Annotated in this window: 26 protein-coding genes and 1 pseudogene; 14 read left to right on the forward strand and 13 right to left on the reverse strand. The window is 70.9% G+C overall.

Annotated elements, in window-relative coordinates:
* The first annotated feature begins 68 nt into the window (after window positions 1–68).
* Window positions 69–1,010 (forward strand): hypothetical protein, encoded by a 942-nt coding sequence (locus ABZO29_RS34650; protein ID WP_367324134.1) that lies wholly within the window; start codon window positions 69–71, stop codon window positions 1,008–1,010.
* Between the two features lie 238 nt (window positions 1,011–1,248).
* On the opposite strand, the gene ABZO29_RS34655 is transcribed toward ABZO29_RS34650, so the two are convergent.
* From ABZO29_RS34655 to ABZO29_RS34670, 4 genes and pseudogenes are all read right to left on the reverse strand, one after another.
* Complete coding sequence (locus ABZO29_RS34655; protein WP_367324135.1) at window positions 1,249–2,040, reverse strand: SURF1 family protein; 792 nt, start codon at window positions 2,038–2,040, stop codon at window positions 1,249–1,251.
* Between the two features lie 49 nt (window positions 2,041–2,089).
* A complete protein-coding gene (locus ABZO29_RS34660) occupies window positions 2,090–2,323 on the reverse strand; it encodes a hypothetical protein (protein WP_367324136.1) in 234 nt (77 codons plus the stop codon).
* Between the two features lie 80 nt (window positions 2,324–2,403).
* On the reverse strand, window positions 2,404–3,402 hold the full coding sequence (locus tag ABZO29_RS34665) for a DEDDh family exonuclease (protein ID WP_367324137.1): 999 nt from the start codon (window positions 3,400–3,402) through the stop codon (window positions 2,404–2,406).
* A 28-nt stretch (window positions 3,403–3,430) separates the two neighbouring features.
* A pseudogene (locus ABZO29_RS34670) lies at window positions 3,431–3,658 on the reverse strand (pyridine nucleotide-disulfide oxidoreductase); the annotation flags it as partial.
* A 208-nt stretch (window positions 3,659–3,866) separates the two neighbouring features.
* On the opposite strand from ABZO29_RS34670, the gene ABZO29_RS34675 reads away from it, so the two are divergent.
* From ABZO29_RS34675 to ABZO29_RS34705, 7 genes are all read left to right on the forward strand, one after another.
* Complete coding sequence (locus ABZO29_RS34675; RefSeq protein WP_367324138.1) at window positions 3,867–4,667, forward strand: acetoacetate decarboxylase family protein; 801 nt, start codon at window positions 3,867–3,869, stop codon at window positions 4,665–4,667.
* Between the two features lie 2 nt (window positions 4,668–4,669).
* Complete coding sequence (locus tag ABZO29_RS34680) at window positions 4,670–5,554, forward strand: SDR family NAD(P)-dependent oxidoreductase (RefSeq protein WP_367324139.1); 885 nt, start codon at window positions 4,670–4,672, stop codon at window positions 5,552–5,554.
* 10 nt (window positions 5,555–5,564) lie between these two features.
* A complete protein-coding gene (locus ABZO29_RS34685; protein ID WP_367324140.1) occupies window positions 5,565–6,851 on the forward strand; it encodes an amidohydrolase family protein in 1,287 nt (428 codons plus the stop codon).
* Window positions 6,848–8,074: an amidohydrolase family protein gene (locus ABZO29_RS34690; RefSeq protein WP_367324141.1), complete on the forward strand. Its 1,227-nt coding sequence runs from the start codon at window positions 6,848–6,850 to the stop codon at window positions 8,072–8,074. The genes ABZO29_RS34685 and ABZO29_RS34690 overlap by 4 nt, the downstream gene beginning before the upstream one ends.
* 25 nt (window positions 8,075–8,099) lie before the next feature.
* Window positions 8,100–8,813: a VIT family protein gene (locus ABZO29_RS34695; protein ID WP_367324142.1), complete on the forward strand. Its 714-nt coding sequence runs from the start codon at window positions 8,100–8,102 to the stop codon at window positions 8,811–8,813.
* Window positions 8,814–8,924: 111 nt separating this feature from the next.
* Window positions 8,925–9,791: a sterol desaturase family protein gene (locus ABZO29_RS34700; protein WP_367324143.1), complete on the forward strand. Its 867-nt coding sequence runs from the start codon at window positions 8,925–8,927 to the stop codon at window positions 9,789–9,791.
* The gene (locus tag ABZO29_RS34705) at window positions 9,788–10,429 is read left to right on the forward strand and encodes a lysoplasmalogenase (protein WP_367324144.1); all 642 of its coding nucleotides are present in this window, start codon (window positions 9,788–9,790) and stop codon (window positions 10,427–10,429) included. Before ABZO29_RS34700 ends, ABZO29_RS34705 begins: the two co-directional genes overlap by 4 nt.
* On the opposite strand, the gene ABZO29_RS34710 is transcribed toward ABZO29_RS34705, so the two are convergent.
* From ABZO29_RS34710 to ABZO29_RS34725, 4 genes are all read right to left on the reverse strand, one after another.
* On the reverse strand, window positions 10,419–11,426 hold the full coding sequence (locus ABZO29_RS34710; protein WP_367324145.1) for a CopD family protein: 1,008 nt from the start codon (window positions 11,424–11,426) through the stop codon (window positions 10,419–10,421). The two genes, ABZO29_RS34705 and ABZO29_RS34710, sit on opposite strands and share 11 nt — an antisense overlap.
* A gap of 100 nt (window positions 11,427–11,526) precedes the next feature.
* A complete protein-coding gene (locus ABZO29_RS34715; protein WP_367324146.1) occupies window positions 11,527–12,891 on the reverse strand; it encodes a CoA transferase in 1,365 nt (454 codons plus the stop codon).
* A gap of 52 nt (window positions 12,892–12,943) precedes the next feature.
* Complete coding sequence (locus tag ABZO29_RS34720) at window positions 12,944–14,470, reverse strand: S8 family serine peptidase (protein ID WP_367324147.1); 1,527 nt, start codon at window positions 14,468–14,470, stop codon at window positions 12,944–12,946.
* Window positions 14,471–14,545: 75 nt separating this feature from the next.
* The gene (locus ABZO29_RS34725; protein ID WP_367324148.1) at window positions 14,546–16,075 is read right to left on the reverse strand and encodes a S8 family serine peptidase; all 1,530 of its coding nucleotides are present in this window, start codon (window positions 16,073–16,075) and stop codon (window positions 14,546–14,548) included.
* Between the two features lie 279 nt (window positions 16,076–16,354).
* Here ABZO29_RS34725 and ABZO29_RS34730 point away from each other — a divergent pair, with 279 nt between their 5' ends.
* The 3 genes from ABZO29_RS34730 to moaA all read left to right on the forward strand — a co-directional run bounded on the left by ABZO29_RS34730 (window position 16,355) and on the right by moaA (window position 19,471).
* Complete coding sequence (locus tag ABZO29_RS34730) at window positions 16,355–16,711, forward strand: DUF485 domain-containing protein (RefSeq protein WP_367324149.1); 357 nt, start codon at window positions 16,355–16,357, stop codon at window positions 16,709–16,711.
* Window positions 16,708–18,327 carry a cation acetate symporter gene (locus ABZO29_RS34735; RefSeq protein ID WP_367324150.1) on the forward strand — a complete coding sequence of 540 codons (1,620 nt, stop codon included), beginning with the start codon at window positions 16,708–16,710 and terminating at the stop codon, window positions 18,325–18,327. The genes ABZO29_RS34730 and ABZO29_RS34735 overlap by 4 nt, the downstream gene beginning before the upstream one ends.
* 154 nt (window positions 18,328–18,481) lie before the next feature.
* Complete coding sequence (gene moaA, locus ABZO29_RS34740; RefSeq protein ID WP_367324151.1) at window positions 18,482–19,471, forward strand: GTP 3',8-cyclase MoaA; 990 nt, start codon at window positions 18,482–18,484, stop codon at window positions 19,469–19,471.
* Here the strand turns inward: moaA and ABZO29_RS34745 are convergent.
* Window positions 19,468–19,686 carry a hypothetical protein gene (locus tag ABZO29_RS34745; RefSeq protein ID WP_367324152.1) on the reverse strand — a complete coding sequence of 73 codons (219 nt, stop codon included), beginning with the start codon at window positions 19,684–19,686 and terminating at the stop codon, window positions 19,468–19,470. The two genes, moaA and ABZO29_RS34745, sit on opposite strands and share 4 nt — an antisense overlap.
* A 190-nt stretch (window positions 19,687–19,876) precedes the next feature.
* Entirely contained in the window at window positions 19,877–20,254 is a 378-nt protein-coding gene (locus ABZO29_RS34750) for a DUF3099 domain-containing protein (RefSeq protein WP_367324153.1), read from the reverse strand.
* A gap of 245 nt (window positions 20,255–20,499) precedes the next feature.
* Here ABZO29_RS34750 and ABZO29_RS34755 point away from each other — a divergent pair, with 245 nt between their 5' ends.
* Window positions 20,500–20,778 carry a GlsB/YeaQ/YmgE family stress response membrane protein gene (locus tag ABZO29_RS34755; protein ID WP_367324154.1) on the forward strand — a complete coding sequence of 93 codons (279 nt, stop codon included), beginning with the start codon at window positions 20,500–20,502 and terminating at the stop codon, window positions 20,776–20,778.
* A 36-nt stretch (window positions 20,779–20,814) separates the two neighbouring features.
* On the opposite strand, the gene tyrS is transcribed toward ABZO29_RS34755, so the two are convergent.
* The 3 genes from tyrS to ABZO29_RS34770 are packed head-to-tail and all read right to left on the reverse strand — an operon-like array spanning window position 20,815 to window position 25,057.
* Window positions 20,815–22,083, reverse strand: coding sequence for a tyrosine--tRNA ligase (gene tyrS / locus ABZO29_RS34760; protein WP_367324155.1), 1,269 nt, complete (start codon window positions 22,081–22,083; stop codon window positions 20,815–20,817).
* Window positions 22,084–22,142: 59 nt separating this feature from the next.
* Entirely contained in the window at window positions 22,143–23,537 is a 1,395-nt protein-coding gene (locus ABZO29_RS34765; RefSeq protein ID WP_367324156.1) for a metallopeptidase TldD-related protein, read from the reverse strand.
* Window positions 23,534–25,057: a TldD/PmbA family protein gene (locus ABZO29_RS34770; protein WP_367324157.1), complete on the reverse strand. Its 1,524-nt coding sequence runs from the start codon at window positions 25,055–25,057 to the stop codon at window positions 23,534–23,536. Before ABZO29_RS34770 ends, ABZO29_RS34765 begins: the two co-directional genes overlap by 4 nt.
* A 242-nt stretch (window positions 25,058–25,299) precedes the next feature.
* On the opposite strand from ABZO29_RS34770, the gene fabG reads away from it, so the two are divergent.
* Both fabG and fabI read left to right on the forward strand, forming a co-directional pair.
* The gene (gene fabG / locus ABZO29_RS34775) at window positions 25,300–26,004 is read left to right on the forward strand and encodes a 3-oxoacyl-[acyl-carrier-protein] reductase (RefSeq protein WP_367324158.1); all 705 of its coding nucleotides are present in this window, start codon (window positions 25,300–25,302) and stop codon (window positions 26,002–26,004) included.
* A gap of 5 nt (window positions 26,005–26,009) precedes the next feature.
* On the forward strand, window positions 26,010–26,777 hold the full coding sequence (gene fabI / locus ABZO29_RS34780; RefSeq protein WP_367324159.1) for an enoyl-ACP reductase FabI: 768 nt from the start codon (window positions 26,010–26,012) through the stop codon (window positions 26,775–26,777).
* Window positions 26,778–26,839: the final 62 nt, after the last annotated feature.

Below are 26,839 nucleotides of genomic sequence, written 5' to 3' on the forward strand. Positions count from 1 at the left end.
ACCCGCCCCGTACCCCCCTTTTTTTCGCACTTTTCGCACTCGACTTTTCGCACTCGACCGGGACCGAGATGCTCAGACGCCGCCCAGCCCTGCTGACCCGCCCCGAACTCGACGACCACGCGCTCCACTCGACCCTGACCGAACTCCGCCCGACGGCACAGCTCCACGGCCTCGGCGCGGGCCGCACCCGCCCGGCGTGGGAGCCGGTCGCCGAGCTGCTGCGCGACACGGGGCGGGACTGGGACCGGCGGGTGCACCGGATCTCCGTGCTGGCGCGGCAGCTGCCGCCCGCGGTCGGCGAACGGTGGTACGCCGACCGCCCCGCGGACGCGGACGCCCTGGCGCTGCACGCCTGGACCCGGGCGACCCGGGCCGCCGCCGAGGGGTGGGCCGCCGCACACCAGGCCGAGCAGGCATGCCTCCGCGCCGCCGAGGCCGGCCCCGAGGACCCGGCTCCGTGGCTGGCGCTGCTGGAGCTGATGCGGTCCTTCGCCGTCCCGGTCCGCAACGCCGTGCCCGTGTGGAGCGAGGCCGTCACCCGTGCCCCGTGGCAGCGGACCGCCTACCACCAGATGCTGCGGTACCTGTCCCCACGGGGACACGGCACGATCCCCGACATGGTCGACTTCGCCCGGCAGGGTGCCGCCCGGGCACCCCACGGATCACCCCTGGCGCTGCTTCCCGTGGCGGCCCGCGTCGAACTCGTGGCTCACCGGCAGCAGCAGATGTCGATCGGGGCGGGCGGCCACTGGAACGAACCACGGGCGGAGCAGGAGATCGAGCAGGCTCTGTCGGGCTGGTTCCACGCCGCGTCCGCGCCCCACGCCGAGGCCCTCACCGACCTCAACATCCTCGCCTTCGCACTGATCCGCACCCACCGCCCACCCGAGGCGGCCCCCGTCTTCCAGCGCATCGGCCGCCATATGACCCGACATCCCTGGGAACTGCTCCCCGACCCGGAGCGCACATTTCTGTATTGGAGGGACCGCTTGACCAACGGCCGCGGCTGAATCCTCCACCCCGCCCAGCCGCGGGCAGTCGTGCCGCCTGGGGCGGCACGGGTGGGCGCGGGCGGCACCCCGCCGGCGCCGGGTTGCGCGACCACCCGGCGCCCGACGCGGCGCCGGGCGCGTGATCATCGGTCCGCGTGCCGCATGCAACCCCCGCCGGGTTGCGCGACCCACCCCGCGCCAGCCGCGGTGCCGGGCGCGTGGTGATCGGTCCGCGCGCCGCAGGCACAGGCACCCGCTACACAGCCGCCGGCTCCGCCTCCTCCGCGGAGGCCTTCGCCGCCGCCTCAGCCCGATCCCGCGCCTCCCGCCGCGCAAGGACCACCCACCCCACAGGCACCGCCGCCGAGAACAACCACCACTGGATGGCGTACGCGTAGTTCAGCGCGGCATCCTCCATGCCGGGCGAACCCAGCAGCTCCGGGGTGTCACCCTTCGGCTCGGGCGCAGTCTGCGCGATGTAACCGCCGAGTACCCGGACCCCCAGCCGCCGCGCCTCCTGCTCACTGTTGATCAGCATGATCTGCCGGTCCGGCAGGTCCTTGAGGTCCTTGATGCCGCTCGCCGCGGTCGTCTCGTCGGGCATCAGCCGCCCGGTGACGGTGATCTCGCCGCGGGGCGGGGCGGGCACCTCGGGGTACGCGGTCTGGCTCGCGCCCGCGGGGATCCAGCCCCGGTCGACCAGCAGCACCTTGCCGTCCGTGAGGACGAACGGGGTAAGGACGTGGAAGCCGATCTCGTCGTCGGAGTTGGTGCGGCGGCGGACGACGACCTCGTCGTCGGTGTCGAAGTGGCCCTTCGCGCTCACGGAGCGGTACCGCTCGCCGGTGGTGACGGCATGCCCGGGCGAGGTCAGCCGCTCCGCGGGCACCGGCTTGGCGTGCAGCGCGTCGGAGACCAGCTGGTTCCGGGCGGTGCGCAGCTCGTAGCGATGCATCTGCCAGAAGCCCAGCCTGATCATCGTGGGGATGAGGAGGAGAGCGACCAGCGTGAGGATCACCCACTGCCGGGACAACAGGAAGCGGTACACCCCACGACCGTACAACTCGGTCGTGGGGCGCGATCAGCGGGGTACCGGGTCACACCTTGTCGACGATCCCCACCTTCCCCTCGGCCCGGGCGCAGTGGGCGCCGCAGTACCAGTGGCCCTCGACCTCGACGCCCTGCCCGATGATCTGGACCCGGCAGTGCTCGCAGACGGGGGCCATGCGGTGGATCGCACAGGAGAAGCAGTCGAAAACGTGGACCGCACCCTGCGCGTGCACCTCGAAGGTCATTCCGTAGTCATTGCCACAAACTTCACATGTCGCCATGCGCCACAGGGTGAGCCGTCCTCGCCGCGCGGGCGAGCGGGCGGCGGGCGAGTCGCGTGGCAATCACCCGTCCGTACGGGTCACTCGTCCGCGGCCGTCACGTCCCGCAGCAACTGCCCGAAGGCCGCCTCGTCCACCACCGGCGTCCCGTACTGCCGGGCCTTGACCACCTTCGACGTGCCCGAGTCGGGGTCGTTGGTGACCAGCAGGCTGGTCAGCCGGGACAGGCTCGTCGCGATGTGCAGCCCGGCCTCGACCGCGCGGTCCTCCAGCAGCTCGCGGTCGACCGAGGTGTCGCCGGAGAAGGCGACCCGCATGCCCTGCTTGAGCGGTTTGCCTTCTTCGTAGCGTCCCGGGTTGGGATAGGGGCAGGCGGGCCTCTTGCGGGAGGGGCGCCAACTGCCCGGCCGGTAGCCGCTGTAGCCGCCGTACCCGCCCGGCTGCTGCCCGATCCGGGGTGCGGGCCGGTCGTTCCACTCGGTCAGCGGCCTGCATTCGTGCAGCGGCAGCCGCAGGCCGCCCGCCGCCGCGGCCCGCAGGCTCGGCCGGAAAGCCTCCGCGAGCACGCGCGCGTCGTCGAGGGCGTGGTGCGCCCGCTGCTGTACGACGCCGAAGTGCGCCGCCAGCGACTCCAGCTTGTGGTTGGGCAGCGGCAGACGCAGCTCCTTGGAGAGCGCGATGGTGCACAGCCGCTGCCGCACCGGTGCCTCGCGCTCCGCGCGCGCGTACTCCCGCGCGATCATCTGCCAGTCGAAGACGGCGTTGTGCGCGACGAGCACCCGGCCGTCCAGGCGAGCCGTGAACTCCTCGGCGATGTCCTGGAAAAGGGGAGCGCCCTCGAGCATCTCAGTCGTCAGGCCATGGATCCAGACCGGTCCCGGGTCGCGCTCCGGGTTGACCGTCGTGTACCAGTGGTCCTCGACCTCGCCGCGCGCGTCCAGCCGGTAGACGGCCGCCGAGATGATCCGGTCGTCCCGGGCCAGGCCCGTGGTCTCCACGTCAACGACCGCGTATCCGTGGGGATACGCGGCCGGCCATTCCGCGGGGTGGGGCGCTGCGGTCGTACGGTCTTCGAGCATGGTCCATGAGGATACGGGCCACGACTGACAGCACGGGCACGAGCATGTCGGGCGAGAACAGGCCGGTGGCCGGGTTCTTGAGGCTCATCACGTCGAGCAACGCGCCTAGGGCGCGCGGATCGCGGGCGCTGGTCTCGGCGCAGCGGTCGACGGAACGGGCCGGTAGCCGCTCCACCAAGGTGACGTCCTGTCCGACGGCCAGGTCCCAGGCGGCGGCGACGGGCCGGGACGCGGCGCGCCCTCGACAAGGCCGGGCAGCAGTTCACCGAAGCACTCACCCCGACGCTCAACACGGGGTGCGCGTGCCGGGCCCGCGGTACCCCCCGACGTGGTTCGGGCGTGTCCGGCAGGAGGTCGCGTTCGAGGTGTGGTGGGGCAGCCTACTTCCTCCTTCACGCTCGCTGCTGTAACGGTGTCCTATGTGACGCCCCGTCAGTAGAGCCTCCCGGAAAGGGCGGTACGGCATGGCACACGCACGCGTACGGTACGGCGCGCGGACCGAGGCGGAGATCGCCGCCGCGCGCGCCGCGAGCGCGAAGCTCCCCGACATCTGGTCCACGGGCGTGGTGGCCCTCTGGGAGACCGACCCGGACGCGGTCGCGGCCGTCCTGCCGCCGCCCCTGAAGCCGACCGGCCACCCCGTGGTCAGGGTGAACATCAGCAAGGTCGACCTGCCCGGATACCCGCTGGGAGCGGGCTCGTTCGCGGTGGCCGCCGAACACGACGGGGTCGACGGGTGGTACCCGCTGGTGATGCCGATGACCCACGAACGCGCGCTGACCGGCGGCCGCGAGGTCTTCGGCGAGCCCAAGAAGCTCGGCGAGGTGACCGTCGAGCGCGACGGCCTCGCCGTACGGGCGTCGCTGGCGCGGCACGGCATCGCCTTCGTCGAGGTCCGCGGCGCGGTGAGCGGTGGGCTGCCGCTGCCGGAGCCGAGCCGGAAGACCGACTTCTACTTCAAGTTCCTTCCGGCGGTGGACGGTTCGGGCTTCGACGCCGACCCGGTGCTGGTGCACTGCGTACGCAACGAGCGGGTGCGCCGACTGGAGCGGGTGACCGGGGACGTCGTCCTGCGCGAGTCCGTGTACGACCCGGTCGCCGACCTCCCCGTCCACCGGCTCCTCGGCATCACGCTCGGCGAGAAGAGCAGCGACCAGCGGGGCAGGGTCGTGGAACGGGTCAGTGCACAGGCGCTGCTGCCGTACGTCCACCAGCGCTACGACGACCCGCGGCACCTGTACGACGGACCTCCCGAGGGGAGCTGAGCATGGACCTGCGCGAGGGACAGGTCGCCGTCGTCACGGGCGCCGCGAGCGGGATCGGGCTGGCCATGGCCCGGCGGTTCGCGGCCGAGGGCCTGAAGGTGGTCCTCGCCGACGTCGAGGAGGGCGCGCTCGACAAGGCCGCCTCGGGGCTGCGCGCGGGGGGCGCCGACGTGCACGCGCGCGTGGTCGACGTCGGCGTACGCGAAGAGGTGGATCGGCTGGCCGAGTCGGCCTACGACACGTACGGCGCCGTCCACGTCCTGTGCAACAACGCCGGGGTTGGCTCGGGCGCCGAGGGCCGCATGTGGGAGCACGAGCCGAACGACTGGAAGTGGGCCTTCGCCGTCAACGTGTGGGGCGTCTTCCACGGCGTCCAGGCCTTCGTGCCCCGCATGCTGGCAGGCGGGGAGCCGGGTCACGTGGTCAACACGTCGTCCGGCGACGGCGGAATCGCCCCACTGCCCACCGCCTCCGTGTACGCCGTCACCAAGGCGGCGGTCGTCACGATGACGGAGTCCCTGTACGCCCACCTGAAAGCGGAGCACACGCGCGTGGGCGCGTCCGTCCTCTTCCCCGGCCCGCACATGCTGCGCACGGGCCTGTGGGAGTCGCACCGCAACCGGCCTGAGCGCTACGCCAAGCGGCGGCCGCGCAGAACTCCGTACCGCAGTCTCGGCCAGTGGGAGACGGCCATGCGGGACGCCGGCCGCGAGGTCCGCTTCACGCCGGTGGAGGAGGTCGCCGACTTCGTGGTGGACGGCATCCGCGCGGACCGCTTCTGGCTGCTGCCCGAGAGCGAGCACAGCGACGCACAGATCAGGGCACGCGCGCAGTCGATGCTCGAGCGCGCGAACCCGTCGTACCTCGAAAGCTTCGTACTCGACTGAGGGGGCCGCAGTGACCGAGCAGGACGAGCCCTACCTGATCATCTCCTCCGACTGCCATGCCGGACTGCCCACCGAGGAGTACCGGCCGTACCTGGAGTCCCGCTTCCACCGGGACTTCGACGACTTCCTCGCCGGACGCGAGCGCCGCCGTGCGGAGATGACCCGGCTCGGCATCCGCAACGAGGCGTTCGCGAGCAAGTGGTTCCACGACAACGAGGAGGGCCTGCGCGGGGGCTGGGACACCGCGCAGCGCCTGAAGGAACTGGACGGCGACGGTGTCGCGGCCGAAGTGGTCTTCCCGGACGCCGACGCGGTGGACAGCCGGACGGCCGCCCCCTTCGGCGTCGGCCTCGGGCTCTCCGGCGACCAGGACCCCGAACTGGGCATGGCGGGAGCGCAGGCGCACAACCGCTGGCTGGCGGACTTCGTCTCCGAGCGTCCCGAACGGCACTGCGGCGTGGCCCTGTTGCCGGTAACGGCGCCCACCGAGCGGGTCGTCGCGGAGATCCACCGCGCCCGGGAGTCCGGACTCGGCGCGCTCATGATCCCCTCCATGTGGGTCGACAAGGAGCCGTACCACGACCGCCGTTACGACCCTGTGTGGGCGGCGGCCGCGGAGTGCGGGATGCCGGTGCTGACGCACTCCGGGGCGGCACCGAGGCAGGAATACGGCGATCACCTGGGCATCTATGTGAGCGAGGTGACCTGGTGGCCCGCCAGGCCGCTCTGGTTCCTGCTGTGGTCCGGCGTCTTCGAACGCCACCCCGGCCTGAAGTTCGGCGTCGCCGAGTCCGGCTGCTGGTGGCTGCCGAACCTGCTCTGGTTCATGGACCGGCTCTACCTCGGCGCGCACGGCGGCAAGAAGCTGTCCCCCTTCCAGGAGCTGAAGCGCCCGCCGCACGAGTACCTCGACCGCCAGGTCTTCGTCTGCGCGACCAACACCAAGCGCCGCGAACTGGCCCAGCGTTACGAGATCGGCGTCGACAACATCCTCTGGGGCAGCGACTTCCCGCACCCGGAGGGCACGTGGCCCGACACGCGCGCGTGGCTGCGGCGCACCTTCCACGACATCCCCGTCCCGGAGACCCGCCGCATGCTGGGCATGGCCGCGGCGGAGGTCTTCGGCTTCGACGTGGCGAAGCTGATCCCGCTGGCCCACCGCATCGGTCCCACGCCGGCCGACCTCGGCCAGCCGGAGGACCAGGCGGCGGTCGCGGCGTCCTGGGCGCGCTCGCGCGAGGTGGGCCGGCACTGGCTGACGGACCACGACTTCCCGACCCTGGGAGTGACCCCATGAGTGACCGCTACACGGTGATCTCGGCCGACTGCCACGCGGGAGCCGACCTCCTGGACTACAAGCCGTACCTGGACAGGCGGTACCAAGACGACTTCGACGCGTGGGCGGTGACGTACGTCAACCCGTACGAGGACCTGGTGGCCGACGCGGCCGACAAGAACTGGGACTCCGGGCGCCGCCTGGCGGAGCTGGAGGAGGACGGGATCGTCGCGGAGGTGGTGTTCCCGAACACGATCCCTCCGTTCTTCCCCTCCGGCTCGCTTTCGGCTCCCGCGCCGACGGCGGAGGAGTTCGACCGGCGCTGGGCGGGCCTGCGGGCCCACAACCGCTGGCTGGCGGACTTCTGCGCGGCCGCGCCGGGCCGACGTGCGGGCGTCTTCCAGATCCTCCTCAACGACGTCGAGGAGGCGGTGAAGGAGATCAGGTGGGCGGTGGGGGCCGGGCTGAAGGGCGGTCTGCTCCTGCCGGGCACACCCCCGGGCTCGGGCCTGCCCGAGCTGTACTCGTCGACGTACGACCCGATCTGGGCGGTCTGTGAGGAGCTGGACGTCCCGGTGAACCACCACGCCGGCTCGGCATCGCCCCCGCTGGGCGACGAACCGGCGGCGCGTGCCGTGTTCATGGTCGAGACGACGTGGTTCTCCCACCGCGCGCTGTGGCATCTGGTGTTCGGCGGCGCCTTCCGCCGCCACCCCGGCCTGAAACTGGTGCTGACCGAGCAGGGCTCGGGCTGGATCCCCGGCGTGCTGGAGATGCTGGACTACTACCACGGCCGTCTGATCGCGGCAGCGACGAAAGCGGCCACCGCGGAGTCGAAGTTCGGTGCGGGCCTGGCGGCCCGCATGGGAAAGCCGCCTTCGGAGGTCTGGCGCGACAACTGCTTCGTCGGCGCGAGCTTCATGCGCCCGCACGAGGTCCCGCTGCGGGACCGCATCGGCGTCGAGAAGATCATGTGGGGCAGCGACTACCCGCACGACGAGGGGACGTACCCCTACTCCCGGGAGGGCCTGCGCTCCGCGTACGCGGGCGTGCCCAGGCAGGAGGTCGCGGCGATGGTGGGCGGCAACGCGGCACGGGTGTACGGCTTCGACCTGGACGCCCTGGACGCGGTCGCGGCGAAGGTGGGCCCGACCGTGGAGGAGCTGGCGCAGCCGCTGACCGAGCCGCCGGCCGACGCCACCAGCCCCGTGTTCGCGAAAGGAGCGTCGGTGCGGGTCTGGTGAGGCCGCGGGTGCCATCCTCCGTTCTGTGACGCAACCAACGCACGGCGGCGAAGCCCACAGTGGTGCGCTCGGTGCCCGCCTGAACTGGCTGCGGGCCGCGGTCCTTGGCGCGAACGACGGGATCGTGTCCACCGCGGGTCTCGTCGTCGGCGTGGCCGGCGCGACCGACGACCGATCGGCGCTGCTCACGGCGGGCCTCGCCGGCCTGCTCGCCGGGTCGATGTCGATGGCGGCGGGGGAGTACGTGTCGGTGTCGACCCAACGCGACTCGGAGAAGGCGGCGTTGGCGCTCGAGAAACGTGAGCTGCGTGAGCAGCCGGAGGCGGAGCTCGAGGAGCTGACGGAACTGCTGGAGCGGCGCGGACTCTCCCGCGACGTGGCCCGGGAGGCCGCCGCCCAGCTGACGGAACGGGACGCGCTGCGCGCCCACGCGCGCGTGGAGCTCGGCATCGACCCCGACGAGCTGACCAACCCCTGGCATGCGGCGTGGGCGAGCTTCCTGGCCTTCACGGCGGGGGCACTGCTGCCCCTGCTGGCGATCGTCCTGCCTCCGGCGGACTGGCGGCTCCCCGTCACCGTGGGCTCGGTCCTCCTCGCGCTGGTCTTCACGGGATGGAGCAGCGCACGGCTCGGCGCTGCGGAGCCGGGCCGGGCGGTGCTGCGGAACGTGATCGGCGGAGCACTCGCGATGGGGGTGACACACGCGGCGGGAGCCCTGTTGGGGGCGGTGGGGGTGTGAGCCCGTGTTCGGCGATTGGCGGAGATCGCCAAGAAGCAAGCGCGTACCCTCGGTAATACTTGTGGGTAACAACGTCTAGCCGCCGCCGACCAGCGGTTCTACGGTGCCCACATGCCGAACCTGCCCGATGTCGTGCTGTGGTCGATACCCGCCTTCGTGCTGCTCACCGTGATCGAGGTGATCAGCGTCCGTATCCATCCCGACGACGACGCCGCGGGATACGAAACGAAGGACGCCGCCACCAGCATCGGCATGGGCCTCGGCAGTCTCGTCTTCGACTTCCTCTGGAAGATCCCGATCGTCGCTGTCTACACGGCCCTCTACGAACTCACGCCCCTGCGCGTCCCCGTGCTCCTGTGGACCGTCCCCCTGATGCTGCTCGCGCAGGACTTCTTCTACTACTGGTCCCACCGCGGTCACCACGTCATCCGCATCCTGTGGGCCTGCCACGTCGTGCACCACTCCAGCCGGAAGTTCAACCTCACCACCGCGCTGCGCCAGCCCTGGACGTCGCTGACCGTCTGGCCGTTCTACGTCCCCCTCGTCGCCGTCGGCGTGCATCCGGCCGCGCTCGCGTTCTGCTCCTCCGCGAACCTCGTCTACCAGTTCTGGATCCACACGGAGCGGATCGACAAGATGCCCCGCTGGTTCGAGTTCGTCTTCAACACGCCGTCCCACCACCGAGTTCACCACGCCTCCCAGGGCGGCTACCTCGACCGCAACTTCGGCGGGATCCTCATCGTCTGGGACCGGCTTTTCGGGTCGTTCGTGGCCGAGACCGAACGGCCCGTCTACGGGCTGACGAAGAACATCAACACGTACAACCCGCTCAAGGTCGCCACCCACGAGTACGTCGCCATCGCCAGGGACCTGAAGGCGGCCGACAGTTGGCGCGAGCGCGCGGGGCGTGTGTTCCGCGGGCCGGGCTGGCAGCCCGCTGCCGTGTCCGAGCCGGCCGAGGAGACCGTGGGCGCATGACACCGGCCCGTCTCCTGCTCACCCTCTTCGGCCTCGCGACCGTCGTCGACCTCGGCTCCCTCGCGGTCGGCGCCGACACCGGACACCTGCTCACCAAGCCCCTGCTGATGCCCCTGCTGGCCGTGTACGCGGCCCTGCGCGGCGCGCCCCGGCTGCTGATCGCCGCCGTCCTGTGCGGCTGGGCCGGGGACACCCTGCTGCTGTCCGACGCCGACCCCGCCTTCCTCGCCGGGATGGCGGCCTTCGCGGCCGGTCACGTCTGCTACCTCGTCCTCTTCACCCGCATCGGCACCCCACGCGAGTATGCGGCACTCCTCGCCCCCGCGTACGCCGCCGCCCTCGTCGGCACCGTGGTCCTGCTGTGGCCGGACCTCCCCCCGGAACTGCGTGTCCCGGTCGCCGTCTACAGCACCCTGCTCACGGTCATGGCGTACACGGCCGCCACCCGGATCGGCCTCCTGGCCGGGATGGGCGGCGCGCTCTTCCTGCTCTCCGACACCCTGATCGCGACCGGCGTCGCCGACTGGCCCCAGCCGCCGGTCCCCGATCTCTGGATCATGCTGACGTACGCCGCCGCGCAGTTCCTGCTGGTCCACGGCACCCTCGGGCCGGTCAGGCAGCCGGCGCTCACCACCTGATGGGCACCGGCAGCGCCGTCAGCAGGCCCGACACCGCGACCACCACCCCCAGCGCCACGACCTCCGCACGCGCGGGCGTACACGCCGTCAGCGGGTCCGCCGCCCGGCGCAGCCGGATCCGCGCCCACAGGGCGAGCAGGGCCACGGCGGCCACGAGGAGCACCTTGGCGAGCAGGGCGCGCCCGTACGCCGTCGCCGTCAGCTGCTCGAGGATCGTCCCCGACGGCATCCGGCGCAGCGAACTCCACACCCCGGTCGCAGTGATCGCGGCGAGCAGCACGGCCGCCACGCGCGCGTAGAGACCCAGCAACGCCGCCCCTGCCGGTGTGTCGCGCCACCCCTTCAGCGTCCGCAGCGCGTGCAGCAGGCCTCCCACCCACAGCACCGCGCACGTCAGGTGCACGAGCGTCAGGGCGGAGCCGAGCAGCGGACCGTGCTCGGTCGTGGGGTGCGCCCGCAGCGCCTCCGCGACGACCACCGCCGCAAGCGGCCAGACCTGGGCGGCCGTTCGGCCCGACAGGGCGCACAGGGCCGCCACCGCGAAGGCGTTGACCTCGAGCAGCGCGAGTTTGCCGTCACGGGACTCGTAGAGCCCGCCGACGTCGATCTGGCCGAGGCTGTGCGGTACGAGGTTGCCGGTGGACACGACCGAGGCGAGCCCCAGCGCGGCGACGAATCCGGCGGCGGCCGCGTACGGCGCCCAGCTGGGCGGCCGTTCGGCAGGAGCGCCGGGCACCCGCCCCGCCAGCCGGTTGACGAACAACTCGCCCACCGGCACGCACAGTGCCGCCGGCAGCACCGCCCGCAGCAGCGCGATCCCGCCCACCCCGGGGGCCGCGGCCTCTCCGGTGCCGTGCAGCGCGGCGGATGGTCCGAACAGCGGGATCAGCGCGGCCAGTGCCACCAGTGCGAGGACGGCGACCGCCCGGCCGGTGCCGGCGCGGGGCGCGGCGTCGCCCGTGTCGGAGGCCCCGGCGGACGGTCGTGGCAAGGTCACCCCAGGATCTTCGCCAGCCGCTGCGGAACCGGGCAAGTGCAGGAAAACAACTGGAGGAACGGCATTCCGCCCCTAGGTACGCTTCCGGCCCGGCGAGGACTCACGCCCAGCGCGCCGGATCCGATCCCCACGGCCCCGGAGGCCGCGCCCAGTCGACCGGACCGCCCGCAAGGGCGACCGGTGACCGGGCGTACCGCAGCCGCCCGATCCCGCTGTCGCGCTCGGCGAGCCACGGCTCGGGACCGTCGTACGCCGCACCCTCCGCCGTGTCTGCCGGCATCCCGTCCGTCAACCAGGCGGCGGTTCGCGCCAGCGCCAGCCTGACGAACCTGCTGCCTCCGTCGTACGACTGCTCCGTCAGCGCCCGTAGCACCGCCGCCGCCAGCAGATAGCCCGTGCCATGGTCGAGGGCCTGCGCGGGCAGCGCACCCGGCTGGTCCACCCACCCCTCGATCACTGCGATTCCCGTGGCCGCCTGTACCAGGCTGTCGAAGCCCCTTCGCCCCTTCCACGGCCCGTACGCGCCCCACGCCGACAACTGCGCCACCACCACCCCGGGTCTGCGCTCGGCCAGCGCCTCGGGGGAGAGCCCGAACCGGTCCAGGACGCCCGGCCGGTACCCCGTGACGACGACGTCCGCTGCGGTGAGCAACTCCTCGAAGGCAGCCCGGTCGGCCGTCAGGTCCAGCCTCGTCGACCGCTTCCCGAAGCCCGTGTCCGCGTGCTGGTCGGGGAGTTCGGGCAGTTGGGGCGGGTCCACGCGCAGCACGTCCGCGCCCAGCAGGGCGAGCGTGCGGGTGGCGACCGGGCCCGCGATGACCCGGGTCAGGTCGAGGACACGCAGCCCGGCGGCGGGCAGCAGGGGAGCCGGGTCGACGGGGGAGAGCACGCGCGCGTGCGCTTCGTCCAGCCGCCCTCGCTCGACGAGGGGCCGTTCCGCCGGCGCGGCGGCCTGCTCGTGCGCGGCCCACTCGGCGGGCGTCCGCAGGGCCACGGCCAGGCCTCCGGCCGCGTACACGGCCTCCTCCACCTCCAGAGCGGACCGCTCGGCGAGCGCGGCCTCGACAAGGGCCACGTCCTCGGGCACTCCCAGAGTGCCGAGCAACCGCGCCCGGTGGTGCGGGTAGTTCGCGTGCGTCCGCACCCACCCGTCCGCCGTCCGCCAGAACCGCGAAAGCGGCGCGAACATGATCGGTGCCCGCCCGTCGACCAGCAGATGCCGCTCACTGACGAACGCGGTGGCCACGGCCCCGTCGTCCACCCGCACCCCGGGCACCTGACCGAGCCCGGCCCGCCGCGCCCCCAACTCGGCGCCGGCCAGCGCGCACGCTCCGACACACGCCCGCGCCAACTCCCGTACGGGAAGGCGCGCCCGAAGCGCGCCCTCCCGCACCACGGTCGACACCCGTGACAGAAGGGCGGGATCACCGCCCAATGCGGACCAAGCGAACTCGACTCCAGTCATGACTGCACTATGCAGTCTTGACCGAGTCAATATACGGACTGACCCGCTTGGCCTACTTGGTCACCGCGTCCAGTGCGTCCGCGGTGCCCCATCCGTAGAAGCCGTTGTAGTTCTTCGGCCCCTCGCACACCGCGTCGACCTTGCCGTCGGCGTCGATGTCGTACGGGTCCGTGCACGGCGTGGCGTCGGCCTCGGCGTAGAGGAGGGCCTTCACCAGAGCCGCGGGGGCGTGCGGGTGCGTCGACTTGATCAGGGCGGCGACGCCCGCGACGTGCGGGGTCGCCATCGACGTACCGGCCATGTAGCCCCACTTGCCGCCGGGCAGCGTGCCCAGGATCAGGCCGCTGGTGGCCGGCGGGGCCGGGGTCTGGAAGCGGGTCGAGTCGCCGCCGGGGGCGGCTATGTCGATGACGCCCAGACCGTAGTTGGAGAAGGACGACTTGATGCCCTTCGCGCCCGTGGCCGCGACCGTGACTACTCCCGGCAGCTGGGTCGGTATGTCGTAGCACTCGGACGGGTCGATCACCCGGTCCGACGGCGTGGAGTCGTTGGGCGAGACCGGGTCGGTGATCTCGTCGGCCGCGAGGTCGTAGCGCTCGTTGCCGGCCGCCGCGATGTTGACCGTGCCCTTCTTCTCCGCGTACCGGGAGGCCCGGGTGATGGCGTCCACGAGCGCCTTCTGGTCCGGGTCGTTCTTGCAGTTGAAGTACCAGGGGTCGGTGTAATAGCTGTTGTTCGTGACGTCGACGCCGTGCTCGGCCGCCCACACGAAGCCGCAGACCACGGCCTCCGTGTAGAAGTAGCCGGCGGTCGTGGACACCTTGATGCCGGCGACCTTCACTCCGGGCGCGACGCCCGTCATGCCGACGCCGTTCTTGGCGGCCGCGATCTCTCCGGCGACGTGCGTGCCGTGCGGGCTCTCGGCGGCGGTCGGCCGCCAGGCGCCGTCCGTGGTGTCCGGCTTGCCCGTCACGCAGTTGACCGACGCGGCGCGGTCGAAGTTGGGCGCGATGTCCGGATGGGTGTCGTCGACACCCGTGTCGATCACCGCGACCGTGACCTTCGAGCTGCCCAGCGTCTTCTCGTGCGCCTTGTCCGCCTTGATGGCGGGCAGGTCCCACTGCAGCGGCTCCAACGGGTCCTGCCCGTCGGCCGCCTCCGCGCCGGCCACCTCGTCGGCGCTCAGCACCTGCGGGGTGCCCATGTCGCCGGTCGACTGCGCGGGCAGCGGCGCGTTGCGGGTGGCCCCCGCCGAGTCGACGCCGCGCACCGTGCGGATCGTCCTGGCGAAGTCGGCGTTCGACGAGTGGACGACGATCACGCCGATCCGGTCGTACGACGTCACGATCGTGCCGCCGGCCTCGGCGATCGCCTTCTTCACATGCCGGGACACCCCGTGCCCGGGGCGGACGTTGACGACATAGCTGAGCGAGGTCGCGTCCGCGGCCGCCGTGGCCTCGGTGGCGGCCGACGGGGCCGCCGAGGCCGTGACGTTCGGCAGGAACGCGAGGGCCGTCGCCATGGCCATTCCGACGGGTATCGCCATGGCGCGGCGGTAGCGCGGCTGAGGCGCTGTCATGGTGTCAGTCTCTCCAGTTCGTTCGCGGGTCGAGTGGGCCGGGCGGGCTGTGCGGCAAGTCCTCATCCCGGCGGGCTACTCGACCGCGCGCAGCGCGTTGACGATCCCGAAGCCGTAGAAGCCGTTGACCTGCTTGCCACCCACGCAGGTCGCGTCGACCACACCGTCGCCGTTCCCGTCGTAGGGCTCCGTCGGGCAGCCGGGGTTGTCCGCCTGGGCCTTGAGAAGCCACTGAAGCTGGGCCGGCGTCGCGAACGGATGCGTGGACTTCAGCAGCGCGGCCACCGCGGCGACGTGCGGGGACGCCATCGACGTGCCCTGGAGGAAGCCGTACGCGTTGTTCGGCAGCGTGGACAGGATGCGGCCGTTGGCCGACGGGGTGTCCGGGATCTGGTACTTGTCGCCGCCCGGGCCCGCGACGTCGGCGACGCCGTAGCCGTAGCTGGAGTAGTAGGACTTGGTGCCCTTCACACCCGTCGCGCTCACGGTGACGACGCCCGGCAGCTGCGTCGGAATGTCGAAGCATTCGTGCGGGTCGACCGTCCGGGTCACCGGGGTCGAGTCGTCGGGGCTGGAGTCGTCGACGAGGGAGTCCGCGTCGAGGTCGTCGTTGGAGTTGCCCGCCGAGGCGACGTTCAGGGTGCCCTTGTGCTGGGCGTACAGCTGGGCCCGGTTGACGGCGTCGACGATGGCCTTCTGGTCGGGGTCGTCGAGGCAGTTGTACAGCCACGGGTCCACGTAGTAGCTGTTGTTGGTGATCTCCACGCCGTGGTCGGCGGCGAACACGAAGGCGCACACGACGCTCTCGGGGAAGAACAGCTGGTTCTCGTCCGGCTGCGCGACCGTGATGCTCGCGACCTTCACGCCGGGCGCGACGCCCGCGACACCGATGCCGTTGCGGGCCGCGGCGATCTCACCCGCCACGTGCGTGCCGTGGTAGTGGTCCGCGTCCACCGGCCGCCAGGCGCCGTAGGTGGTGTCCGCCTTGCCGCTCACACAGTTCGCGGACTGCGAGGGGGAGAAGTTCGGGGCGATGTCGGGGTGGGTGTCGTCGACGCCGGTGTCGATCACGGCGACGGTCACCTTCTTGCTGCCCGGGTTGATCTCGGCGGCCTTGTCGGCGCCTATCGCGCGCAGGTCCCACTGGTCGGCCTCGAGGGGTTCCTCGCCGGCGGCCGTGCTCTGCGCGGCGACCTTGGCGGCCTCCTCCTTGGAGAGGTACTGCACCGCGCCCTCTTCCGTCGTCCCCGCGGCGCTCAGCGGCGAGGTGCGCGTGGCACCGGCCGACTGCACCCCGCGTACCTTGCGCATCCGGGGGCCGAAGTCGGGGTTCGCGGAGTGGACGACGATCACGCCGATCTTCTCGTACGCCACGACGACGGTGCCGCCCGCAGCGGTGATCGCCTTCTTCACCGCCTCGATCGTGCGGTGGTCCACCTTGGTGTTGACGACGTACGCCAGAGTGCCGGCCTCGGCGGCCTCGGCGGCGGTGCTCGCGGCCGGCGCCGCCGACGCCGCCGTGGGAACGAAGCCGAGCGCGGCCGTCACCGACAGCACGACCGGCACGGCGAGGGCGAGGCGGCGTCTGGAACGCAGATGAGCCATGGGATCTCCACATCATCCGGAAACGAAAACCCGCCCGAGGCGGCGGTGGTGCTCGGGCAGGTACATGACGGGTGGTGCAGGCCGAAGCTATCTCCCGGACTCGCTGGCCAGCAATGACTTGCGGGAAGTGAGTTCGGAATGACTGATCCGAGATGACTTCGGAAAGAAGCCGTGCGAGTTGAACCGGTCCTCGCGCGCCGCCGTGACCTTGTGCAGGGAACGCGAGGACACTCGCCCCCTGTCCCCGTCACAACCGCATCCGCAACGCGAGGAGACTCCGTGGCCACCGAGACACCGCCCCCCTCGAAAACCCAAACCCGACTCCCCACCACCGAGGAGTTCGTCGAGGTCCAGGAGAGTGCGGACTTCGGTGAACTGCGCCGCTCCTACCGCTCCTTCGCCTTCCCGCTGACCGTCGCGTTCATCGCCTGGTACCTGCTGTACGTCCTGCTCTCCAACTACGCGGGCGACCTCATGGGCACCAAGGTCTTCGGGAACATCAACATCGCTCTGGTCCTGGGCATCGCCCAGTTCCTCACCACGTTCCTCATCGCCTGGTGGTACGCGCGGCACGCCGCCGCCAAGCTCGACCCCAAGGCCGAGGCGATCAAGTCCCGGATGGAGGGCGGCGCATGAGCCCCGCGATCACTCTGGCAGCCGGCGAGGCAAGCGAGCACCGGCCGCTGATCATCACCCTGTTCGCGGTGTTCGTCGCCGCGACCCTGGTCATCACGGTCTGGGCGGGCCGTCAGACCAAGGACGCCGCCGACTTCTACGCGGGCGGACGGCAGTTCACCGGCTTCCAGAACGGCCTCGCCGTCTCCGGCGACTACATGTCCGCCGCGTCCTTCCTCGGCATCGCGGGCGCCATCGCGCTGTTCGGCTACGACGGCTTCCTCTACTCCATCGGCTTCCTGGTCGCCTGGCTCGTCGCCCTGCTCCTGGTGGCGGAGCCGCTGCGCAACTCCGGCCGTTACACCATGGGTGACGTGCTGGCGTACCGCATGCGCCAGCGACCCGTCCGTACCGCCGCGGGCACCTCCACGATCGTCGTGTCGATCTTCTACCTGCTGGCGCAGATGGCGGGCGCGGGCGTCCTGGTCTCGCTGCTGCTCGGCATCACCAGTGACGGCGGCAAGATCGGCATCGTCGCCCTGGTCGGCGTCCTGATGATCGTGTACGTCACCATCGGTGGTATGAAGGGCACCACCTGGGTGCAGATGGTCAAGGCCGTGCTGCTGATCGCCGGCGCCCTGCTGCTGACCTTCCTGGTCCTGCTGAAGTTCAACTTCAACGTCTCCGACCTGCTGGGCAGCGCCGCCGAGCACAGCGGCAAGGGCGCCGCCTTCCTGGAGCCCGGTCTGAAGTACGGCGCCACCGGCACGACCAAGCTGGACTTCATCTCCCTCGGCATCGCACTGGTCCTTGGCACCGCCGGCCTGCCGCACATCCTGATCCGCTTCTACACGGTGCCCACCGCCAAGGCCGCCCGTAAGTCGGTGATCTGGGCCATCGGCCTCATCGGCGCCTTCTACCTGATGACCCTCGCACTGGGCTTCGGCGCAGCGGCGCTCATCACCCCGGACGAGATCACCACCTCCAACAAGGCCGGCAACACCGCCGCCCCGCTGCTGGCGCTGCACCTCGGCGGCGTCGACTCCAGCTGGGGCGCCATCCTGCTCGCCACCATCTCGGCGGTCGCCTTCGCCACGATCCTCGCGGTCGTCGCGGGACTGACCCTGGCCTCGTCCTCCTCCTTCGCGCACGACATCTACGCGAACGTCATCAAGCGGGGCACGGCCACCGAGAAGCAGGAGGTGAACGCGGCCCGGTACGCCACGGTCGGCATCGGCATCGTCTCCATCGCGCTGGGCGCCCTCGCCCGCGACCTGAACGTCGCCGGCCTGGTGGCCCTCGCCTTCGCCGTCGCCGCCTCGGCCAACCTGCCGACGATCATCTACAGCCTCTTCTGGAAGCGGTTCACCACCCAGGGAGCCCTGTGGTCGATCTACGGCGGCCTCGTCACGGCGGTCGGTCTGGTGCTGTTCTCGCCGGTCGTCTCGGGCAAGCCGACGTCGATGTTCCCGGACGCCGACTTCCACTGGTTCCCGCTGGAGAACCCGGGCATCATCTCGATCCCGGTCGGCTTCCTGCTGGGCGTCATCGGCACCCTGCTGTCGAAGGAGGAGCCGGACACCGGCAAGTACGCCGAGCTGGAGGTCCGGTCGCTGACCGGCACCGGCGCCCACTGATCTCCCCTTTGCCGCGGCCGCGTCGCAGGATCGTAGGGTCCTACGACGCGGCCGCGCCGCACGTCGTGGGATCCGGCCGCTGTCGATGTCGGTCCCGTCACGTAGGCTCGCAGATGACGGAAACAGTTGATCCGCGACGAGGGAGGGGGCCCACGTGCTCATCGACACCTACGGCCGCGTGGCCACCGACCTGAGGGTCTCGCTGACCGACCGGTGCAATCTGCGCTGCACCTACTGCATGCCCGAGGAGGGCCTGCAGTGGCTGGCCAAGCCCGATTTGCTCACCGACGACGAGATCGTCCGGCTGATCGACATAGCGGTCACCTCTCTCGGCATCAAGGAGGTCCGCTTCACCGGCGGCGAGCCCCTGCTGCGCCCCGGCCTGGTCGGCATCGTCGAGCGGGTCGCGGCCCTGACCCCCCGCCCCCAGATGTCGTTGACCACGAACGGCATCGGCCTCAAGCGCACCGCCACGGCCCTGAAGGCCGCGGGCCTGGACCGGGTGAACGTCTCCCTGGACACCCTCCGCGCGGACGTCTTCAAGGCCCTCACCCGCCGGGACCGCCACAAGGACGTCCTCGACGGCCTCCAGGCCGCCCGCGACGCCGGACTGAATCCCGTCAAGGTGAACACGGTCCTGATGCCGGGCCTGAACGACGACGAGGCCCCGGACCTGCTGGCCTGGGCGGTGGAGCACGACTACGAGCTCCGCTTCATCGAGCAGATGCCCCTCGACGCCCAGCACGGCTGGAAGCGCGAGGGCATGGTGACGGCCGGAGACATCCTCGCGTCCTTGCGCACCCGCTTCGACCTGACCCCCGAGGACGCGGGGGAACGCGGCTCGGCCCCGGCCGAACGCTGGCTGGTGGACGGCGGTCCCCACCGCGTGGGCGTCATCGCCTCCGTGACCCGCCCGTTCTGCGCGGCCTGCGACCGCACCCGCCTCACGGCCGACGGCCAGATCCGCACCTGTCTGTTCGCGACGGAGGAGACGGACCTGCGTGCCGCCCTCCGCTCGGACGCCCCCGACGAGGAGATCGCCCGCATCTGGCGCCTTGCGATGTGGGGCAAGAAGGCGGGAGCGGGCCTCGACGACCCGTCGTTCGTCCAGCCGGACAGGCCGATGTCCGCCATCGGCGGTTAGCGGTTTTCGGCGGACTCCCACTCCGTCAGCAGGACGACGTCCTTGAGGAACCCTCGTACGCCCAGGAACTGCGACAGATACTCGCGATGCTCCTCACAGGCGAGCCACGTCTTTCGCCGCTCCGGCGTATGAACCTTCGGGTTGTTCCACGCGAGCACCCACCGGGCGTCGGCGCGGCAGCCCTTGGCAGAACAGATCAGGGTCTCGTCACTCACGGATTTCGTCTCACAACAACGCCGAACAAAAGGCGACGCCGAGCAGCCACGGGGGGAGCTGCCCGGCGTCGGTCCGTCGCTCCGACGGGGGATGCGGAGCGCGTACGAAGTATGTCACGGGTGACCGGTCGCAGGGCACTGGAACAACATGATTGATCTGAGCTTTTCTTGAGCTTGGTGCACGGCGGGCTCATGGCCGCCGATCGGTCGGATCGCCCACGACATCTTCCGGGACGGATTCCGCCGCCCCCTCCTCGGCCCGCGGCGGCATGATCATCGGTGGTGGTGGCACGCTCACGAACGTCGAGGGCAGCGAAGGCACGTTCTCCCGCCCGGCGTTGGCGATCACCACCGCGATGTAGGGAAGGACCGCGCCGAGCACCAGCGCCACGATCGCGACGTGCCGTTCCACGTTCCAGAGCAGGGCCGCGAGGATCACCGACACCGTACGGATCGTCATCGAGATGACGTATCGGCGCTGCCGGCCGCGTACGTCGTCCTGGAGGCCGGCCCGGGCCCCGGTGATCCGGAACACCTGGCCGTTGCCCCCGCCATGCTGCTTCCGCATCACATTCCACCATCCGCCCGCATCGGACTGTCCCCCGCCCGTCTCCGGTCCGCACCCGGTCGGGGATCCGGACCCGGACAGCCTCAACGTTACGCCGCGACTGCGCCGCCTTCGAGACCGGGTCGCCTGCTGCCTGGGCGAACGTCCTGCGCCATACCGCGTACGGTCGAGCCCGGCATGCGCCGTACGGGACGCGAGCCGACACTGGGGGCAGGGCTCACGTGGGGTCGTACGAGGAGGCAGCCATGGGCTGGTTGTGGGCGATCATCGTCGGATTCGTGCTGGGCCTGATCGCCAAGTTGATCATCCCGGGCAAGCAGCACAGCCCGCTGTGGCTCACCACCATCTTCGGCATGCTGGGCGCCATCGTCGGCAACGCCGTCGCCCGCGCGGCAGGTGTCGAGGTGACGTCCGGTATCGACTGGAGCCGGCACGCGTTCCAGCTCATCGCGGCGATCATCATCGTGGGCGTGGGGGACATGGCGTACATGGCCACGCTGGGCAAGAGGAAAGAGCGGGCGTGAGCCCCGCGCCCCCTGAGGGGCGCGGGGACGCGCGCGTCAGGCGCCGGTGACCTCGACCGCCGCGAGGTTCTTCTTGCCGCGCCGCAGCACCAGCCACCGCCCGTGGAGCAGTTCCTCCTTGGCAGCGACCGCGTCCTCCGCGGTGACCTTCGCGTTGTTCACGTAGGCACCGCCCTCCTTGACCGTGCGGCGCCCGGCGGACTTGCTGGGCACCAGGCCGACCTCGGCGAGCAGGTCCACGACCGGGCCGAGCTCGGCGACCTGGACGTGCGGCAGCTCGGACAGGGCCGCGGCGAGCGTCCTCTCGTCGAGGTCCGCCAGCTCGCCCTGACCGAAGAGGGCCTTGGACGCGGCGATCACGGCGGCCGTCTGGTCGGCGCCGTGCACCAGGGTCGTCAGCTCCTCGGCGAGCGCGCGCTGGGCCGCGCGGGCCTGCGGACGCTCCTCGGTCTGCTTCTCCAGCTCCTCCAGCTCCTCGCGGGACCTGAAGGACAGGATCCGCATGTACCTGGAGATGTCCCGGTCGTCCACGTTCAGCCAGAACTGGTAGAACGCGTACGGCGTCGTCATCTCCGGGTCGAGCCAGACCGCGCCGCCCTCGGTCTTGCCGAACTTGGTGCCGTCCGCCTTCGTCATCAGCGGCGTCGCCAGGGCGTGCACGTGGGCGTGCGGCTCCAGCCGGTGGATCAGGTCCAGGCCCGCCGTGAGGTTGCCCCACTGGTCGCTGCCGCCCTGCTGGAGCGTGCAGCCGTACCTCCGGTACAGCTGCAGGAAGTCCATGCCCTGCAGGATCTGGTAGCTGAACTCCGTGTAGCTGATGCCCTGGTCGGACTCCAGGCGCCGGGCGACGGAGTCCTTCGTCAGCATCTTGTTGACGCGGAAGTGCTTGCCGATGTCCCGGAGGAACTCGATCGCGGACAGGCCCTCGGTCCAGTCGAGGTTGTTGACCATCACAGCCGCGTTCTCGCCCTCGAAGGAGAGGAACGGCTCGATCTGGGCGCGCAGCTTTCCGACCCAGCCGGCCACCGTCTCCGGGTCGTTGAGCGTGCGTTCCGCGGTGGGGCGCGGGTCGCCGATCAGACCGGTGGCGCCGCCCACCAGCGCCAGCGGCCGGTGACCGGCCTGCTGGAGCCGCCGCACGGTGAGCACCTGCACCAGATGGCCGACGTGCAGTGACGGCGCGGTCGGGTCGAAGCCGCAATAGAACGTGACGGGACCGTCCGCGAGCGCCTTGCGCAAAGCGTCCTCGTCAGTGGACAGGGCGAACAGCCCACGCCACTTCAGCTCGTCGACGATGTCCGTCACGGTTCTCGTATCTCCTTGATTGGGCTCGTACTGTGCTTTTTTCAGAATCAGGTACGAGGTTATACGCCCTGGCTGACAGAGCTCATATTGAAGTCCGGCACCCGCAGCGCCGGCATCGCGGCCCTGGTGAACCAGTCGCTCCACTCCCTGGGCAGCGTCTTCTCGGTGCGCCCGGCCTCACTGGCCCGGCCCAGCAGGCCGACCGGGGACTCGTTGAACCGGAAGTTGTTCACCTCGCCGGTCACCTCCCCGTTCTCGACGAGGTAGACGCCATCACGGGTCAGGCCGGTGAGCAACAGCGTGGCCGGGTCGACCTCGCGGATGTACCACAGGCACGTCAGCAGCAGCCCCCGCTCCGTGCTCGCGACCATGTCGTCCAGGGAGCGGTCCTCGCCCCCGGCGAGGATGAGGTTGCCGATCGCCGGGGCGACGGGAAGCCCGGTCAGGCCGGCGCTGTGGCGGGTGGTCGTGAGGTGTGTCAGCTGGCCGTCGCGGATCCAGTCGGTGCCCTGGACGGGCAGACCGTTGTCGAACACCGACTGATCGCCTCCGGAGGAGTGCGCGATCAGGAAGGGCGCCGTCTCGAGCCCCGGTTCGTTCGGGTCGCTGCGCAGCGTCAGCGGCAGCTCGCTCAGCTTCTCGCCCACGCGGGTGCCGCCACCCGGCTTGGAGAACACCGTCCGGCCCTCGGTCGCGTCCCGCCCCGACGCCGACCACAGCTGGTAGATCAGCAGGTCCGCGACGGCGGTCGGCGGCAGCAGCGTCTCGTACCGCCCGGCGGGCAGTTCGACGCGCCGCTCGGCCCACCCGAGGCGTACGGCCAGTTCGGCGTCGAGCGCCGCCGGGTCGACGTCCTTGAAGTCACGCGTCGACCGCCCCGCCCATGCCGAGCGGGTGCGGTCCGGCGACTTGGCGTTCAGCTCGAGGGTCCCGGTGGGCTGGTCGTAGCGCAGCCGCAGTCCTGTGGACGTACCGAGGTAGGTCGACACGAGCTCGTGGTTGGCGAAGCCGTACAGTTCGCGGCCGCCGGCACGCGCGCGTGCGAACGACTCCCCGAGCGCCGGAGCGAAGTCGGCGAACACGGCGGAGGAGGTCTCGGCGGGCGCGTCCGTGAAGTCCGGCGACTGCGGTACGCCCGTGACCAGCGGCTGCGCGTCCTCGGCGGGCCCGGCGCCGCGCGCGGCGGTCTCGGCGGCCCGCACGAGCGGCTCCAACTCCTCGGGGGTCACCGCGGAACGCGAGACGACCCCGGAGGCCGTGCCCTCCCTGCCGTCGACCGTGGCGATGACGGTGAGCGTGCGCCCGCGCGTGACGCCGTTGGTGGTGAGCGCGTTGCCCGCCCAGCGCAGATTGGCGGTGGAGTGCTCGTCGGCGATGACGACGCACCCGTCCGCCCGGGACAGCTCGAGGGCACGCTCGACGACCTCGTGCGGCTTGTTCGTACGGGCGCTCATCGACCGGCCTCCTGCGTCGTGTTCAGAATGTTGACGCCCTTGAACAGGGCGGACGGGCAGCCGTGCGAGACCGCGGCGACCTGACCCGGCTGGGCCTTGCCGCAGTTGAAGGCACCCCCGAGGACGTACGTCTGCGGACCGCCCACCGCGGCCATGGAGCCCCAGAAGTCGGTGGTGGTCGCCTGGTAGGCGACGTCCCGCAGCTGCCCGGTGATCCGCCCGTTCTCGATCCGGAAGAACCGCTGACCGGTAAATTGAAAATTGTACCTTTGCATATCGATGGACCATGAACGGTCACCGACGACGTAAATGCCCCGATCCACCCCGCCGATCAGGTCCTCCGTCGACAACCCGGCCGGATCCGGTTGCAGCGACACATTGGCCATGCGCTGCACCGGCACGTGCCCGGGGGAGTCCGCGAACGCGCACCCGTTGGACCGCTCGAAGCCGGTGAGGCGGGCGATCCTGCGATCCAGCTGGTAGCCGACGAGCGTGCCGTCCTTCACCAGGTCCCAGGACTGCCCCTCGACGCCCTCGTCGTCGTATCCGACGGTCGCCAGGCCGTGCTCGGCGGTGCGGTCACCGGTGACGTTCATCAGCTCGGAGCCGTACCTGAGCTTGCCGAGCTGGTCGAAGGTGGCGAAGGAGGTGCCGGCGTAGGCGGCCTCGTAGCCGAGCGCGCGGTCCAGCTCCGTCGCGTGCCCGATGGACTCGTGGATGGTCAGCCACAGATTGGACGGGTCGACGACCAGGTCGTACAGGCCCGCCTCGACGCTCGGCGCCCGCATCTTCTCGGCGAGCAGCTCCGGGATCCTCGCGAGCTCCTCGTCCCAGTCCCACCCGGTGCCGGTGAGGTACTCCCAGCCGCGGCCCACCGGCGGCGCGATGGTCCGCATGGAGTCGAACTCGCCGCTGGACTCGTCGACGGACACGGCCGTCAGTGACGGGTGCAGCCGCACCCGCTGCTGCGTGGTCACGGTCCCGGCGGTGTCGGCGTAGAACTTGTTCTCATGCACGGTGAGCAGCGAGGCGTCGACGTGGTTGACGCCGTCCGCCGCCAGCAGCCGCGCGCTCCAGTCCGCCAGCAGCGCCGACTTCTCCTCGTCGGGCACGGTGAACGGATCGATCTCGTACGACGAGATCCACGTCCTGTCGGAGTGCACGGGCTCGTCGGCCAGCTCCACGCGCTCGTCCGCCCCGGCCGCCCTGATCACCTGGGCGGAGAGCTGGGCCATGGCCACGGCCTGCGAGGCGACCTTGGCGGCGGCGTCGAGGCTCAGATCCACACCCGAGGCGAACCCCCACGTCCCGCCGTGCACGACCCGCACCGCGTAGCCGAGGTCGGTGGTGTCCGACGAGCCCGCGGGCTTGGCGTCCCGCAGGCGCCAGGACGCGCTGCGCACCCGCTCGAAGCGGAAGTCCGCGTGCTCGGCACCCAGGGCACGCGCGCGTGCCAGCGCCGCGTCGGCCAGGGCACGTAGGGGAAGCGCCGTGAAGGCTTCGTCGATCGTATGAGGCACGGAGGTCTCCCTGCTGTCGTCGCCTGTCGGCTCCGATCATTTCGCGGGAGCGGGCGCGCGGACCACACGTTTCCCTCCCCGGTGCGCAAACTTTCTGTAGGGACCCCACAGCGAGTCCCGTGAGCCACTGTCGGTGCCCGAATGTCCCCGGACGGGACCGGACCGATAGGTTTTCGGGGAAGCCGCCTGTCATCCCAGGTGTTCGGGCGGGTGTGTCAGACCCCTATGGAAAGGGTGATCCGTTGAGCCGCTCGGTTCTCGTCACCGGAGGCAACCGGGGCATCGGCCTCGCCATCGCCCGCGCTTTCGCCGACGCCGGCGACAAGGTCGCGATCACGTACCGTTCGGGTGAGCCGCCGGCCGGCTTCCTCGCCGTCAAGTGCGACATCACCGACACCGAGCAGGTGGAGCAGGCCTACAAGGAGATCGAGGCGGAGCACGGCCCCGTCGAGGTCCTGATCGCCAACGCCGGCATCACCAAGGACCAGCTCCTGATGCGCATGTCCGAGGAGGACTTCACCGCGGTCGTCGACACCAACCTCACCGGCACCTTCCGTGTCGTCAAGCGCGCCAACCGCGGCATGCTGCGCGCAAAGAAGGGCCGCGTCGTCCTCATCTCCTCGGTCGTCGGGCTCTACGGCGGTCCCGGTCAGGCCAACTACGCCGCATCCAAGGCCGCCCTGGTCGGCTTCGCGCGTTCCCTCGCCCGTGAGCTGGGCTCGCGCAACATCACCTTCAACGTCGTCGCGCCCGGCTTCGTCGACACCGACATGACCAAGGTGCTCACCGACGAGCAGCGCTCCAACATCGTGTCCCAGGTGCCGCTCGGCCGTTACGCACAGCCCGAGGAGGTTGCCGCGACGGTGCGGTTCCTCGCCTCCGACGACGCCTCGTACATCACTGGAGCCGTCATCCCCGTTGACGGCGGACTGGGAATGGGTCACTGAACACCATGAGCGGAATTCTCGAGGGCAAGCGCATCCTGATCACCGGTGTGCTGACGGAGTCCTCCATCGCCTTCCACACCGCCAAGCTGGCCCAGGAGCAGGGCGCCGAGATCATCCTGACCGCGTTCCCGCGGCCCACGCTGACCGAGCGCATCGCCAAGAAGCTCCCGAAGCCGACCAAGGTCATCGAGCTCGACGTCACCAACGACGAGCACCTCGGGCGTCTCGCCGACGTGGTCGGCGAGGAGCTCGGCGGCCTGGACGGCGTCGTGCACTCCATCGGCTTCGCGCCGCAGGACGCGCTGGGCGGCAACTTCCTGAACACGCCGTTCGAGTCGGTCTCCACGGCCATGCACGTCTCGGCGTTCTCCCTGAAGTCGCTGACCATGGCCTGCCTGCCCCTGATGCAGAACGGCGGCTCGGTCGTCGGCCTCACCTTCGACGCGTCCTTCGCCTGGCCGCAGTACGACTGGATGGGCCCGGCGAAGGCCGCCCTGGAGGCCACCAGCCGCTACCTCGCGCGCGACCTGGGCAAGCAGAACATCCGCTGCAACCTCATCTCGGCGGGCCCGCTCGGCTCCATGGCCGCCAAGTCCATCCCGGGCTTCGGCGAGCTGGCGTCCGTGTGGGACAGCCGCTCCCCGCTGGAGTGGGACCTCAAGGACCCGGAGCCGGCCGGCCGCGGTGTGGTCGCCCTGCTGAGCGACTGGTTCCCGAAGACCACGGGCGAGATCGTCCACGTGGACGGTGGTCTGCACGCCATCGGGGCGTGACGCTGCCGCTGAGGCGCGGTCGACGCCGAGGGCCCGCATCCTTCCGGGGTGGGGGCCCTCGG

This window comes from Streptomyces sp. HUAS ZL42 (assembly GCF_040782645.1).
Taxonomy (GTDB): domain Bacteria; phylum Actinomycetota; class Actinomycetes; order Streptomycetales; family Streptomycetaceae; genus Streptomyces.